This is a genomic window from Mucilaginibacter sp. Mucisp86, from assembly GCF_047324315.1.
Classification (GTDB): Bacteria; Bacteroidota; Bacteroidia; order Sphingobacteriales; family Sphingobacteriaceae; genus Mucilaginibacter.
The window spans coordinates 2,545,380-2,559,959 of the sequence record NZ_CP168503.1; the positions used below are offsets into that span (position 1 = coordinate 2,545,380).

The following is a 14,580-nucleotide window of genomic DNA, read 5'->3' on the forward strand; positions in this document are numbered from 1 at the left end:
ACTCTTAATAATCAATAGCTTATAATCACGTCATTATAAGATTTATCTTCTCCACCCGGCAATACACTTCTTAGTACACACCGCACAAAATTTTGTTACTTTTGTCCATATTGCTATACTAATTTATGAGCGAAGAAAGATCACTGAACTTTATAGAGGAAATTGTTGAAGAAGATTTGGCTGCCGGTAAAAACGACAACCGTGTACTTACCCGTTTCCCGCCCGAACCTAATGGTTACCTGCATATTGGCCACGCCAAGTCAATCTGCCTTAACTTTGGTTTGGCAAAAAAATATAATGGCCTTACCAACCTCCGTTTTGACGATACCAATCCCGTTAAAGAGGATGTTGAATATGTTGACAGCATTAAAGAAGATGTAAAATGGCTTGGCTTTGATTGGGCCAACGAGCTTTACGCTTCCGATTACTTCGACCAGCTATATGCATTTGCTGTTGAACTGATTAAAAATAACCTGGCGTATGTTGATGACAGCACCGCCGAAGAAATTGCCGCACAAAAAGGTACACCTACAGAACCAGGTACGCCTAACCAATACCGTAGCCGTTCGGTAGAAGAAAACCTGCAGCTATTTGCCGATATGAAGGACGGTAAATATCCTGACGGTGCCAAAGTACTGCGTGCTAAGCTCGATCTGGCATCGCCAAACATGCACCTGCGCGACCCACTGATGTACCGTATTAAACACGCGCATCACCACCGCACAGGCGATAAATGGTGCATTTACCCGATGTATGATTTCGCCCACGGACAATCGGATGCTATTGAAGAGATCACACATTCTATCTGTACGCTGGAGTTTGTACCTCACCGTCCGTTGTACGACTGGTTTATTGAGAAATTAGATATCTTCCCATCAAAACAATATGAGTTTGCCCGCTTAAACCTCAACTATACGGTGATGAGCAAGCGCAAGCTGCTGCAGCTGGTTACAGAAGGTCATGTTGATGGCTGGGACGATCCGCGCATGCCTACTATCAGTGGTTTACGCCGTCGTGGTTATACTCCGGCTTCTATCCGCGAGTTTTGTGAACGCATCGGTGTAGCCAAACGCGAAAACATGATAGATGTTGGCCTGCTGGAGTTTTGTATCCGCGAGGACCTGAACAAAACTGCATGGCGCCGTATGGCCGTGCTTGATCCGGTTAAGCTGATCCTGGATAACTATCCTGAAGGCCAAACTGAAGTGATGCACGGCGAAAACAACCCCGAAGTTGAAGGTGGTGACGGTGGCAGGGACATTCCTTTCGGTCGTGAGTTGTGGATAGAGCGTGAAGACTTTATGGAGGTTGCGCCTAAAAAATTCTTTCGTTTAGGTATCGGGCTGATGGTTCGCTTAAAAAATGCATATATCATCAAAGGCGAAAGCATTGTTAAAGATGCTGATGGCAACATCACCGAAATTCATTGCAGCTATCTGCCCGAATCAAAATCAGGCAATGACACCAGCGGCATCAACGTAAAAGGCACCATCCACTGGGTGAGTGTTGAACACGCTAAAACTGCCGAGGTAAGATTGTACGACCGTTTATTCCAGGTAGAAGACCCGTCAAACGAAGATGGCGACTTTAAGGATTATATTAACCCAAACAGCCTGCAGGTATTGTCTACCGTATACATCGAACCAGATTTGGTTAATGCTGAATTAGGCAAACCGGTTCAGTTTATGCGCAAAGGCTATTTTACTTTAGATAAAAACTCAACCCAAGATAAACTGGTGTTTAACCGCACCGTAACGTTGAAGGACGGCTGGGGTAAAAAGTAGCCCTGCGCCCCCGAGCCCCTAAAAGGGGAAGTTTGAAAATTTTAAAGCAGGTTGAGCCCTTGGCTCAACCTGCTTTTTTTAATTCCCTCCCTCGGGAGGGGTGCGGTTGGGTTGCGTTGCGGCAGGGAGGAGTTTATACGCTTTTTCAAACGAATAGGCTGTCGATGAACCCCCTCCCTATACCCTCCCCAAGGAGGGAACCGCACAAGCCCTTGCTTTTTTATCTTTTATAGTAAGCTTCCTGCATTAGGCGTTTAGCTTCCATATAGATCTATTCCCCTTTAAATTCGGCCTTCCGTTTCTCCATAAACGCGGCAACGCCCTCTTTAAAATCTTTTGTACCGAAGCATTTGCCAAACTCGGCAACTTCGGTTTCATAACCGTTAACACCATCGGTATAAGCAGCATTGATACTGCGAATGGCCGCGGCAAGCGCCAACGGGGCACGGGTTAAAATCTTGTTCAGGATCTCTTCGGCTTTCGACAATAGCTCTTCAGGGTTAACTACGTGGGTAACCAGTCCATATTGCAGAGCATCTCCCGCTGTAATCATATCTGCAGTCAGAATCATCTCCATTGCTTTGCCTTTACCAACCAATTGCGTAAGACGCTGCGTGCCACCATAACCGGGTATCAGCCCTAAAGTAACTTCGGGCAAACCCATTTTGGCATTATCAGATGCTATGCGAATATGGCAGGCCATAGCCAGTTCAAGTCCCCCACCTAAAGCGAAACCATTTACAGCAGCTATTACCGGTTTACCGCCATTGGCTATCAAATCAAAAACTTCGGTATGGCCAGTACGTGAAAGCTGCGTGCCGCCATCGGCATCAAGTGCAGCAAACTCGCTGATATCGGCCCCCGCAACAAAGGCTTTTGGCCCGGCTCCTGTAATGATAACACCGCCCACCTCCGGGTTTTGAAAAGCTTCGGCAATGGCTGTGTGTAGCTCGGCAAGTGTATCTTTATTAAGGGCGTTCAGCTTGCTTTCGCGGTTAATTGTAATTTGTTGAATCCGTCCCTTATTTGTTATCAGCAGGTTTTGAAATTCCATGGGGATTAAAAATTGCGGTGTTCATGTACCCAATCGGTTATATATTTCACGATATCCTGTGTGCTGGTACCGGGAGGGAAAAGTTCACCAACGCCAAGTTTTTGCAGCTCAAGCATATCTTCATGCGGAATAATACCACCACCTGTCACCAAAACATCATCCATTTCTTTTTCTTTAATGAGATTGATGATGCGGGGAAATACCGTCATATGCGCACCCGAAAGTATGGAGATGCCAATTGCGTCCACATCTTCCTGCAGGGCAGTATTAACCACCATTTCGGGGGTTTGCCGCAAGCCGGTATAAATAACTTCCATACCTGCATCGCGCAGCGAAGTAGCAATAATACGCGCGCCGCGGTCATGCCCATCGAGCCCTACTTTGGCAACTAAAACACGGATTGGTCGGTTAAAGGTATTACTCATGAATAACCTATTGGTTTCCGTAAATGTAGTAAGAAAATTATGGAAGTTGTTTTATGTTTCTTAGAGGCTGTTTAAATTTACCTGTTTTAAAATGTAGAGACGCATCATATGCGTCTCCCGCATGCAAATTCCTGAACTTAATGATTTACAAAGCGGCGTGCGCTATGGGATTGATAGGTTGCACCAGAGGTGCAAAAGTTTGTAGAAATGAAAGGTTTGTTTGTCTTAGTGTGCCAGAGGTACACAACTCCGATGTTCCGTACCTCTGGCACGGTGATTTTCGGTATATGATATTGCTACAAACCTGTTCCCCCTCTGGGGGATTTTCTTAATGACATTGGCCGGTATCCGCTACTATCACTAACGCCCCAACATACACCGCCGCTAAAATATGTTTTATACACCATCACTTTTTTCAGGATTTTCCTGATGGGTACTCCCTAAGGCGCAAAGTATTATTATTTAATAGCCGGCAAATTCTTCACCGCTTCCAATAACGCCGCCTCCGAAGCTGCATTAACATTCACCAGGTAAAACAACTTAGCCCCTTTTGCTGCCGCCCATCGCCATTCAAACTCGTTGACGGATTTTATGCTGCCGTTATCAAACCACCATGCCGCATAGATCTTATCCTTCGCTTTGGTAAGTACAGCCCAATAAACCTCACGACCGGCAACAACCTCTTTTTTTATTTTATTGAAAACATAGCCGCTTCCCTGCCAGCAAATCATAGGATCGTGCTCGGGGCAATAAAACGGGGATGGTTTAACATAAACCAATGCGCCGTCTTTTTCAAACTTGATCACCCCGCTTTCCAGCACAGCTTTTTTATAGCCGGTTAATGATATGTTGCTTACGTTTTTGTCATTCAGGTCATCCATCGATTTGATGTTGAAGGTTACTACAACCAGCATGGCTGCCAATACAAAGTGTATCAGCGGAAAGCGCAATTCATCAGGCGCCAGCCTGATTGTTTTATAAAAGCGGGGATCGATGTATGGTTTTTCGGTCCGTTTTAATACGAAAGAAGAGAACCACAACAAAGGCAATACCACATAAACAAGCAGGCAGATGATACCGGCAAGGTCATGCATCATAGTACCCGCCGGTATTTTAAAAAACACCAGCAGCAGGATGCGGCAAAGGTTGCACAAAATGTTTAACGCAAAAGTAAACATCAACAAAAACAAGATCCACATCAGGTGCAGTTGCTTTGCCGCTTGCCGCTGGTAATAAGCTATCATGAACAGGCAGATCATGAACGAGGCAGCCAACATATGCAGACCGGCACATGCCTGATCCACAGAAAATTCGGAGCCTTTAAACTGAATGACGTTGCCAGCTGCACTGGCGGCGACTCCCATAATTGAAAGGAGAGAGGCCGCTACCCCACTAAGCCAGATCCTTAAGGGAAAGCTAAACATGTTGCTGATATGTTGAAACGTGGGGGATATAAGCAGCAACAGCAGAAACAACACAAGGCTTACTTTTCCTTTCAGGTTCTCAAAAAACAACAGTGCCGAAAACAGCAGCGCCAGGAACAAATTTGTTTTAACAGGCAAACAAACACCTATTGTTGCAAAAATAAGGGCAGGGGCCAGGTACCGTAAAGAAAAGCTGCCACGTTTTACTTTGCAGATATAAGGCACAAGTGCCAGGCCAAGCAGCATATTAGCATCCCACTTAAAATAAATGATACATAGCCTTGCTGTAATGCCAATGTATATTAACCAGCAACTGTTGATGATTAACCTGCTGCCGGTTAATTTAAATGGCACATATTCCTGCAAATTATAGCTCCGGCTGAACATGTTTGTTCTTGTATACTAAGAAGTTTATAACTGCTATTACAACCAGGATCAGCAACCACTCGCCGGGTTCGGGCACTGCTCCTGATGATTTTGCGGAAGCATTTTGAAGACTGTTCTTATTTTCATCAATCCCGAAGCGTTCATAATCTTTTTGAGTTTCCAATACAATAAGACTCGAAACCGGCGAGGCTATAAAAGCCTCATTAGCCTCTTCGATAATATCGGGCTGCACATAGGTTTTATCAAAATAATGCGGACCAACCTTTTTCATAATGTCGTTATAGGCAAACAGCCGTAACAGGTGGTCGGGCGCATTTCCGGCTTTTAAGGTATCGGCAGTTTGCTCAATAACCAAACCCGATTGGGCAAGCACCACATGGGTTGAATCTTCCTGCGAGCGGGTAAATTCATGTTTGGCGAGCCTGCTTTGCAGCGTTGCTACATCACCTTCATTATAAGTAAACACCCGCATTTCCTTCAGCGCCTTTAAATAGGGCGTTAGGTTTGTACCGATATTATATAACTGCAATGGCTTAGCATCGGGCAGATAACTGGTTAGTGCTCTTCCAAACTCCGATTCGTCAAGATCGTGCAGGTTAGGGGAGGTTTCGGCACATTTGGTAATAAGCAATGAATTTTCCGGGTTTTTGATCTCATTAACCGGGAACATACTGAAATTGAGTTTGCTCATCCTGTTTAAAACATTTCCGCGGTTTTCTTCAGTCAGAGTTTCCAGCTTGCCGTCGTAATAGTAAACCTTTTTGGTTTTGATAGCCGGCCAAAGCTCGTCAAGTTCATCTGCTGCCCAACTGGCATTCAGATCAAGATATATAACCTCCGGATTAAAGCTTTCTGTTTGCGGCTGATAGTCTTTTAGCTTATAACCTTTACCGGCAAATGTAAAGGCTGTATTTGTGAGCGGCGGGGCTTTAAATGTGATCTGTTCATCTGGCTGATAAGGTCGGTCGGCAGTATAAACTCCGTTAGTTATTTCGTCAAAGCCTGACAGGTTAAGTCCTTCGGGCTTTTGGGAAAAGGACACCTGGATTGCTTCGGTAACACCTTCAGGCGACGGGCCATCGAAATAACTGCCTTCATAGGTAAGCATATCGCCCTGTTTGCGCAGCGGGCTTGTAATCCCCACTCTAAACTTCCGGTTTTCTTCGGGTGTGCAGGGAAAAATTCGTGCCGTTACGGTATTGCCCTCCTGCCAGTGGATCACCGATGGATCATGTTGTTCAACACCTACAATTTCATGATAGGCAGAATCGGCTTTAGCTTTGGTGGTTAGCCTTGACTTTTGTTCTTTACCATCTATCCACAATGATAACGAGCTAACAACCGAACCCTCCGGAACATGGAATGTGTAAATAGCTTCCTGTTTGCCAAGCCAGGCCCTTACTCCCCGGTTTTCAGTGTTATGCACGGTCAGTGTTTTTTCGGTATAAGCTAAGCGGTATTCCGGGAAAATCTTCACATTGGTGATCTCATTGGCTGTTTTTAGCTTATCGCCGCTCCAAAGCCGTTCCTGTGCCTGGTGGCGTGAATCGTACATCGCTTCCAGTATTTTTATCCGTTCCTTTTCGTCAAGGTTTAAATCGCCGCCAAACAGGCTTGCTATCACTATAAAAGGATCATGTTGCATGGGCTCATCAAATGAGGCTTTATTCCAGTCGCCCCAGAACCAGCTGTCGGTCAGGTTGGCCGTTTTGTACACGATGCCAGCTTTGATGATCCGTTGTGCTATGGCGTTTTTAGGAATATTTTGGCTGATCACCACCCAGGTTGGCAGTTTGCCTTCGGATAGTGTATTGTGATTGATAGCAAGATTAACCTGGTTATTGATGCTTTTCCATTGCCATATAAAAATGCTGCATGCTACCACAGGTAACAATAAACCGGCCCACAATGCCATTTTTAATGACTTGCTGCCCCTTACCGCTTTTCTGATAGTAAGAAACGTAGCTATGGCCAAACCCATCGGCACAAAAACATGTAATGACAAACCCAGCGCAATGGCGGCAAAAATGCCGATGAGGTACATGGAGGTAAGGTATACGCTGTAGTAAATAAAAAGCAGGAAAGCTATACCCAGGAAAAATATTAAAACGTGTTTCATTCTTAAACTGAGCTCATTTATAAACACGGAGGTTATAATGGAGATAGTGGAGATACAGATAACAACCGACAACCAGGTAACCGATGTATTGAAAACAGGGATGCTCAGGTTAAGTGCAAAGGCGCTGATAAACCAGAGTACCAGGAGCAGTATCCAATAATGCAGGCGTTTAAACCCTTTAAATATCACCACAAAGAAAAACACAACGGAGGCCAGGTAATTAAAGCAAAAGGCGCCGAAAGCAACCCCCTCAGTAAGTTCAAAAAGGCCGGACCCTTCTACAAAGAAGAGACCGGCAGATATAGTGATTAGGATTAGGCCAAGTTTAAGAACACTATCTTCAAATAAAATTGCTTTAAGATTTTTCATGTTTTATAAATTAAAAGTACTTTGCATTTCAAAGTTTATAGGTAAAAAAATTTATAGCTTTTGTTGCTTGATCAAATTTTCGAGCGCGAGAAGGTGCAGCCTGAAAGCGGAGCGTCCTTTTTCGGATGCCAGGTAACGTGTATTGGGTTTGCGCCCAATGAAAGTTTTTTCCACCAGGATATATTCTTCCTTTTCCAATGCTTTCAGGTGCGATGCCAGGTTACCATCGGTAAGGTTAAGCAGTTCTTTAAGCGAGTTAAAGTCGTAGCTTTCATTGGCAACCAATACGCTCATGATTTGCAGGCGAATGCGGTTTTCAAAGGCTTTATCAAACTGATCTAATGATATCTTCACTTATCGTATCTAAAATGCATTACCGTACCATAAATAATGTGGAGTAAGCCAAAACCAATACTCCAAAAAATTAAGCCGTAGCCCGGCATTACAGCACACAGCAAACCTAATAAAATCTCCAATATCCCCAAGCTCCTAATGCCCGAATATGTATAATGGCTGCCGGCAACTAATGACATGCCGTAAAATATCATTGTAGTGGGGGCCACAACGCCATAATAACCACGGTAAACCAATATCAGGGTAAACAAACCACCGCTTACCAGCGGGATTGCCATATTAATAAGCAGGCGTTTACTGCCGGCATTCCAAACTGATTGCCCGGTTCTTTTGGCTTTGCGTACCGACAGCCAGATCCCTGTGCCAATTGACAGTACAAGGACTGCAACTGCCACGACAAATAATTTAACAATCAGCAATTCTTCATTGTAAGTATGGCGCTCCCTAAGTGTAGCATACTCGCCCTGTAGTAAGTTATATCCTATCCCCGCGCCAATGAATGCATAAATCCCCGCCATTACGCCCGAAAGGCCGCTAAGCGAAATAAATTTGGCCGAACGCTCCATCAGGTTGCGGATGGAACTTAACTCTGCATGAATGTCTTTGTCTTCCATTAAAAGTACTTTGTTGTTCAAAGTTAAATATAAGATTTGATTTTGCAAGAGGGAGAGGAAGTTTTTTTAGTAAGCAATTAATAGTTTACTACCTTTTACCCATTAAACCTTTATGTCATTTCAAACGAACCAGCGGAGATTTGTGGTTTGGGGGAGGAGAAATCTTATACCCGCAGTAAAGCCTCATGCAAGGTTTAGAGCATAGCGTATAAGATTTCTCTTTCGCCCCAATGCTCAACCGTGCCCTTGCTCCATCGAAATGACAAATTCGTTTTAAAGCACTCCCCAGTCCCTACATGCAAAAGCAGGTTGCCTAAATTTAATTTTCAGTATTTATTGAAAGTTTTAAATATATTGTATATTTGTTTCAGAAAACACTGAAAGTTATGAAAACACTTAAGAACCACATGATCCTGTTTGATGCCGAGTGTCCCATGTGCCGTGTTTATACCCGCGCTTTTGTAAAAACCGGGATGCTTGACCATAATGGCCGTTCTTCATACCAGGAAGAAACACATGCCGGTACATGCCCTGTTTATGACAGGCAACGGGCCGTTAATGAAATAGCGCTGATCAACCTGGAAAGCGGGGAGGTTACTTACGGCGTTAAAAGCCTGTTCAAGATCATTGCGAATACCTGGCCGGTATTTGCTCCTTTGTTTGCCTTTAAGCCTTTTGTATGGCTTATGAGCAAAGCTTATGCCTTTATATCATACAACAGGCGGGTTATTATCCCCGCTGCCGAAACCGGCTTTGAGTATCAGCCTACATTTAAACTCCATTACCGTTTACTGTATTTACTGTTTACCTGGTTTTGTACCGGCTTTATCCTTACCGCTTATGCACATCTGCTTTTGGGAGTGGTTCCTTTAGGTAACCCTTACCGCGAATACCTAATCTGCGGCGGGCAGATCCTTTTCCAGGGAGCAGCGATATGCAGCTTTGACCGCCGTAACCTTTGGACCTACCTCGGCAATATGATGACCATCTCTTTCGCCGGTAGTTTGTTACTGTTGATAGGTTTGGTTGTGAGCCACTTTTTTCAATTCGGTGCCGCGGTTTATACTTTATATTTTATGGCTGTTGCCGGGGTGATGTTCCTCGAACACATTCGGCGTACCAAACTATTAGGGCTGGGCTGGGTGCTCACCGTTACCTGGGTAACCTACCGCATAGTTTTATTGTTGCTTATTTTAAACCTTAACTGATCATGAAACCCTATAAAAAAATTGTACTGGCCGGTGGTAACGGTTACCTCGGTACAGTGCTGGCCAATTATTATCGCGACCTTGCAGATGAAGTGATCATCCTTGCCCGCAAACAAAAACCGGTAGATGGCAACGTGCACACCGCTGTTTGGGACGGCGAAACCGAAGCCGGCTGGACAGTACACCTTGCGGGCGCCGATATGCTGATAAACCTGTGCGGTAAAAATGTGAACTGCCGTTACACCGAAAAAAATAAAAGGGGGATCATCCGTTCAAGGGTAGTACCTACCGAACTATTGGGCAAGGTGATCAATAAAATGGTTAACCCGCCAAAAGTTTGGATCAACGTAACCTCTGCCACCATTTATCGCCACGCCGAAGACCATCCGCAGGATGAGGAAACCGGCGAAATAGGCTATGGCTTTTCTATCGATGTTTGCCAGATCTGGGAAAGCACTTTCTTTAAAACCGATACGCCCCATACCCGTAAAATTGCCCTGCGCATGGGCATTGTGTTAGGCCGGAGCGACAGCGTTTTTCCGCGGTTGCTTAACCTGGTCAAGTTTGGCCTCGGCGGTAAACAGGGCGATGGCCGGCAATATATGGCCTGGGTGCACGAGCATGACGTAGCCCGCACTACACAATGGCTACTTGATCATCCTGAATTGAGCGGTGTATTTAACTGTACTGCCCCGGAAGGCGCGAAAAACACCGATATGATGCATGCCATCCGCAAGGCCTACGGCGCTCCTTTTGGCTTACCCGCCCCGCAATGGTTGCTTGAAGTTGGCGCTATAGTAATCGGCACCGAGACCGAGCTGATATTAAAAAGCCGCTGGGTGATGCCGAAGCGACTATTAGATAGCGGGTTTAAGTTTCAGTATGAAAAAGCTGAGTATGCGGTGCATGATATTTTGAGTATAAGAAATTAAGCGCTTCAAACACATCAAATGTCGTTGAAGAACCATTTGAAGACCATTGAGCTGGTGAAAACTTACGAGGTTTCCAAAACTTCGTAAGTCCGGCTCTGCTACTTGCCTTGGGTAGGATGATTATACCCGTACGATCATTTTGCCTTCGTTTTTACCCTCGAATAAACCAATAAAAGCTTCAGGAAGCCTGTCAAAACCGTCCATAATTGTTTCGGCGTATTGTAATTGACCCGCCGCTATCCATTGTTGCAATCTTCCGATACCTTCGGCAAAACGGGCTTTATAATCCGCAATAAGAAAACCCTGTACCAACAGTTTTTTGTATACCACCAGGGGAAGCAATGGCATTCCGGTCCCAGAGGCTGTATCATTGTAATTAGCTATGGAACCACAAACTACTACACGCCCATAATCATTCATCCGGTTAATCACTGCGTCTGAAATAGCTCCGCCTACATTATCAAAATAGATATCTATACCATCGGGACATAGGCTGGATACCGCGGCCCCAGTGTCGGGAGTGGTTTTGTAGTCAATTCCAGCGTCGAAGCCCAGCTGCGATTTCATCCAATCAACTTTTTCGTTACTTCCGGCAATGCCGATTACCCGGCAGCCCATTAATTTACCTATTTGCCCGGCAATGCTGCCCACGGCTCCGGCAGCGCCGGAAACCACCAGTGTTTCGCAGGGTTTGGGTTTGCCGATATCGGTTAGCGCAAAGTAGGCCGAAAGCCCTGTAGAACCCAGGACGCTGAGATAGCTGCTCAAAGGAAGGCCGCTGTCATCTAATCGTGTCAGCCCTTCGCCATTGTGGATCAGGTAATCGCGCCATTCCAGGAAACCGAGCACTTTATCCCCTGGTTTAAAGTCCGCAGCAGCTGAGGCCACAACCTCCGCCACCGCGCGTGAATACATGATGTCACCGGCAACAAGCGGCGGCTTGTGCCCTCCTGCCATTTTAGCCCGGAGATAAGGATCAACAGAAATGTACAATGTTTTGAGCAACAATTCGCCAGCTTTAATAGCGGGCAACTCTTCAAACCCTAAATTGAAGTTAGCCTCCTGCGGTATTCCTACCGGCAGGGAAGCCAGCCTGATTAGTTTACTTTTCATTAGATGCCATATTTTCCGGTGAGCGCTTTTAGTTCGATGCTTTTGGCGAATAGCGGCGTTTCCTCGTGGTTGTGCAGGTCTGAAGCCGCCTGGCGGCTGGCAGCGGCTTGTGCTAATGTAACGCCATGTTCTTTAATAAAAGCTAAAAATTCGGGGGTGGCAGTGGCATGAATTTCGTTGGTATATTCGCAGGTAGCTGCATCAATCGGAGTGGCTTTGAGCTCCCAAAGTACCTGCACGGTACTACGGCCGCTTTTACCAAATACATCAGACACAGAGAGCATGCGGCAATAATCCGGGCGATATTCTGTCGCTACATAATGCTGTATTACCATCGCATCGCCTATCATTTCCACGTTGATAGACATTGGCTGGCCATCATAAGTACGGGTCAAACCGGCCGCAATATGATTAACCGAGCATTTTTGATATTCTGCATCGGGCAGGTTGAAGAGCCAGTCGGCAATATTTACTTTTTCGATGGGAGCATTGATAGTGGCTTTAACTACAGAGTGGGATAAAGCGTTTTCGGGAGTTTGTTGAATTTCCATGATCTTGTTGTTTTAATTTGTTAAATCAAAGTTCAGGGATAAAACTTAATCGTCTAAACTCATTTTTTAGATATAGTTCATTGATAAAAGCGATTATAAAAAATCAATTGTTATCTTAGATCATGGAACTTCGCCAACTGAAATATTTTATAAAAGCTGCTGAATTGCAAAACTTTACAGATGCGGCATCGGCTGTGTTTATTACCCAGAGCACACTATCACAACAAATTAAACAGCTGGAAGATGAATTACAGTTACCGTTGTTTGATCGGGTGGCCAAGCGCGTACGCCTTACTGAAGCTGGTAAGTCCTTTTTGCCATATGCGCAAAAAACAGTAAGGGATGCCGAAGAAGGGCGCGATATGCTTAAAGACCTGATGAACCTGCAAAGTGGCACCGTTACCGTTGGCACTACATACGGGCTTACTAATTTGCTAACCAAAGCAATATTGGATTTCAGTGCCCAATACCCCAATATCAAATTGCAGATCGGTTTTGGTACAACGCAGGACATGCTCGGTCAGTTAGAGCAGGGTAAACTGGATATGATGCTCTCTTTTATACCAGAGCAACAATCGGCTACTATCCAAGCGGAAAGGATCTTTTCATCTTTTCTCGCACTTATCGTTCATTCAGATCACCCGCTGGTCCAAAAGAAACAGATAAATCTCAGGCAGCTTAGCGAAATTCCTTTGTTATTGCCTTCAGCCGGTTATAGTATCCGCAATTACCTTGATAGCGTGTTGCAAAAACACCAGGTAACACCCAACGTTAAAATGGAAGTTAATGACATCCATATGCTCCTGCAACTGGTTGACACGGGTAGGTGGGCCACTGTGCTTATGGGTTCTTCTGCCTTTAATCATCCCAGTCTCAAAGCTATCAAGATCACCGGTGCAGGTATGATCCGGGAAGCAACAATTGCCTGGCCCAGAAACGCCTACCGCAAACGTTCGGCATTAGCGCTTGCGCAAGGTATTGCAAGTCATGCAACGGATTATCATGTGGATGATTTGTAGATGCTACGTAAAATACCGTATATGCCTGTCATAACAAACTACAGCAAATACTCAATATTTCCGGATTGCGGCGACCACAGAAACAGGAGTTAAGGGCAAAATTTGATTAAACAGGAGTACTAAGGTCCAACCATATATAATTGCTATATTGAACATAATGAAGTTCCATTTGCCGCGGGCCATTGCCTTTATATTTTTCTTTACATTGACCGGTAAACTAAAGGCGCAGGTAAAACCCAATTATTACACGGATTACCACGTTCACCTGCAAGATTCAGCCACAGTGCAATTGGGATACCGCATGATGAAGGCTTTCCACCTGAAGGCTACCAGGATGGATTCGCTTTGCTTTGACGCTGACACCATTATTAAGCGACTTGACAGGGCAAAGTTTTATTCGGCCTGGATCATATCAAATGCCTACTGGTTTGGTTCGCCGGCAACACCCGTGGAGAACGAATACGAAGAAGTAAAAAAGCAAAACAACTGGATAGTCGTGCAAGCGGAACGATATCCCGATAGGTTAAAAGCCTTTATGAGCGTTAATCCGTTAAAGCCGTATGCCATAGGCGAGATTGAACGCTGCGCTGGCTCCAAACGTTTTACCGGCCTCAAGCTTCATTTTGCTAATAGCAAGATTAACCTTTTTGATAAAGCCCAGGTTAAGCAATTGCAGAACGTATTTGCTGTTGCTAATAAATACCACCTGCTTTTGCTCGTTCATTTCCGCGATGGCCAAAAGTGGGATGGTGCAGCAAATACCGAAATTTTATTAAAACAAATACTGCCTTTTGCAGGAAACACCAAGATGGTTATCGCTCACATGGCAGGTTGGGGCGGCTACGACCGGCAAACTGATAAAGCGTTGTCGCTAATTGCAGCTTATCTGCATTCCGGCAAAACGCCTCATTTATACCTCGATGTCAGCGCCGTTTTCCCGCTCGGTTCAGATAAAGATCCCGTCAAACCTATCAAAGGCAGGGTAGCCTGGGCCCCGTTGACCGCCCTCAAAAAACAGATCGAAAAGATTGGTACAGATCATATCGTATTTGGAACAGACTGGCCGTTAACAGATATCGACACGTATATTAAGATATTGAATGAAAGTTTAGGTAAACAAACTACTCAACAGATATTGAATACGCGGGTTCTTACCAAGTAAATGTTTAAAACCTTGCTGTTTTTTTGAGCAACAAACTCAAAAGTCATTGCGAGGAACAGCAAGGG

Annotated in this window: 13 protein-coding genes; 5 read left to right on the forward strand and 8 right to left on the reverse strand. The window is 45.0% G+C overall.

The genetic code is table 11. The features are described from left to right. Positions 1–125: 125 nt before the first annotated feature. The gene (locus tag ACEN9X_RS10750; RefSeq protein ID WP_413670369.1) at positions 126–1,784 is read left to right on the forward strand and encodes a glutamine--tRNA ligase/YqeY domain fusion protein; all 1,659 of its coding nucleotides are present in this window, start codon (positions 126–128) and stop codon (positions 1,782–1,784) included. A gap of 271 nt (positions 1,785–2,055) precedes the next feature. Here ACEN9X_RS10750 and ACEN9X_RS10755 read toward each other — a convergent pair whose 3' ends face one another. The 6 genes from ACEN9X_RS10755 to ACEN9X_RS10780 all read right to left on the reverse strand — a co-directional run bounded on the left by ACEN9X_RS10755 (position 2,056) and on the right by ACEN9X_RS10780 (position 8,551). Beyond that, positions 2,056–2,838 carry an enoyl-CoA hydratase/isomerase family protein gene (locus tag ACEN9X_RS10755; protein ID WP_413670370.1) on the reverse strand — a complete coding sequence of 261 codons (783 nt, stop codon included), beginning with the start codon at positions 2,836–2,838 and terminating at the stop codon, positions 2,056–2,058. Between the two features lie 5 nt (positions 2,839–2,843). Next, complete coding sequence (locus ACEN9X_RS10760; RefSeq protein ID WP_413670371.1) at positions 2,844–3,263, reverse strand: cobalamin B12-binding domain-containing protein; 420 nt, start codon at positions 3,261–3,263, stop codon at positions 2,844–2,846. 458 nt (positions 3,264–3,721) lie between these two features. Next, positions 3,722–5,074 carry an exosortase N gene (gene xrtN / locus ACEN9X_RS10765; protein WP_413670372.1) on the reverse strand — a complete coding sequence of 451 codons (1,353 nt, stop codon included), beginning with the start codon at positions 5,072–5,074 and terminating at the stop codon, positions 3,722–3,724. Further along, positions 5,055–7,562, reverse strand: coding sequence for an XrtN system VIT domain-containing protein (locus ACEN9X_RS10770; protein WP_413670373.1), 2,508 nt, complete (start codon positions 7,560–7,562; stop codon positions 5,055–5,057). Before ACEN9X_RS10770 ends, xrtN begins: the two co-directional genes overlap by 20 nt. 51 nt (positions 7,563–7,613) lie before the next feature. Beyond that, positions 7,614–7,916 carry a winged helix-turn-helix domain-containing protein gene (locus tag ACEN9X_RS10775; protein ID WP_413670374.1) on the reverse strand — a complete coding sequence of 101 codons (303 nt, stop codon included), beginning with the start codon at positions 7,914–7,916 and terminating at the stop codon, positions 7,614–7,616. Continuing rightward, positions 7,913–8,551 carry a hypothetical protein gene (locus ACEN9X_RS10780; RefSeq protein ID WP_413670375.1) on the reverse strand — a complete coding sequence of 213 codons (639 nt, stop codon included), beginning with the start codon at positions 8,549–8,551 and terminating at the stop codon, positions 7,913–7,915. The genes ACEN9X_RS10775 and ACEN9X_RS10780 overlap by 4 nt, the downstream gene beginning before the upstream one ends. A 365-nt stretch (positions 8,552–8,916) precedes the next feature. On the opposite strand from ACEN9X_RS10780, the gene ACEN9X_RS10785 reads away from it, so the two are divergent. Continuing rightward, positions 8,917–9,738 (forward strand): DCC1-like thiol-disulfide oxidoreductase family protein, encoded by an 822-nt coding sequence (locus ACEN9X_RS10785; protein ID WP_413670376.1) that lies wholly within the window; start codon positions 8,917–8,919, stop codon positions 9,736–9,738. 2 nt (positions 9,739–9,740) lie between these two features. Then, on the forward strand, positions 9,741–10,670 hold the full coding sequence (locus tag ACEN9X_RS10790) for a TIGR01777 family oxidoreductase (RefSeq protein ID WP_413670377.1): 930 nt from the start codon (positions 9,741–9,743) through the stop codon (positions 10,668–10,670). A 120-nt stretch (positions 10,671–10,790) separates the two neighbouring features. Here ACEN9X_RS10790 and ACEN9X_RS10795 read toward each other — a convergent pair whose 3' ends face one another. Further along, positions 10,791–11,783 (reverse strand): NADP-dependent oxidoreductase, encoded by a 993-nt coding sequence (locus ACEN9X_RS10795; protein ID WP_413670378.1) that lies wholly within the window; start codon positions 11,781–11,783, stop codon positions 10,791–10,793. After that, entirely contained in the window at positions 11,783–12,334 is a 552-nt protein-coding gene (locus tag ACEN9X_RS10800; protein WP_413670379.1) for a hypothetical protein, read from the reverse strand. The genes ACEN9X_RS10795 and ACEN9X_RS10800 overlap by 1 nt, the downstream gene beginning before the upstream one ends. A 122-nt stretch (positions 12,335–12,456) precedes the next feature. Here ACEN9X_RS10800 and ACEN9X_RS10805 point away from each other — a divergent pair, with 122 nt between their 5' ends. Then, positions 12,457–13,353, forward strand: a complete 897-nt coding sequence (locus ACEN9X_RS10805; RefSeq protein WP_413670380.1) for a LysR substrate-binding domain-containing protein — start codon at positions 12,457–12,459, stop codon at positions 13,351–13,353. Between the two features lie 157 nt (positions 13,354–13,510). Then, on the forward strand, positions 13,511–14,515 hold the full coding sequence (locus tag ACEN9X_RS10810; RefSeq protein WP_413670381.1) for an amidohydrolase family protein: 1,005 nt from the start codon (positions 13,511–13,513) through the stop codon (positions 14,513–14,515). The last annotated feature ends 65 nt before the right edge of the window (positions 14,516–14,580 follow it).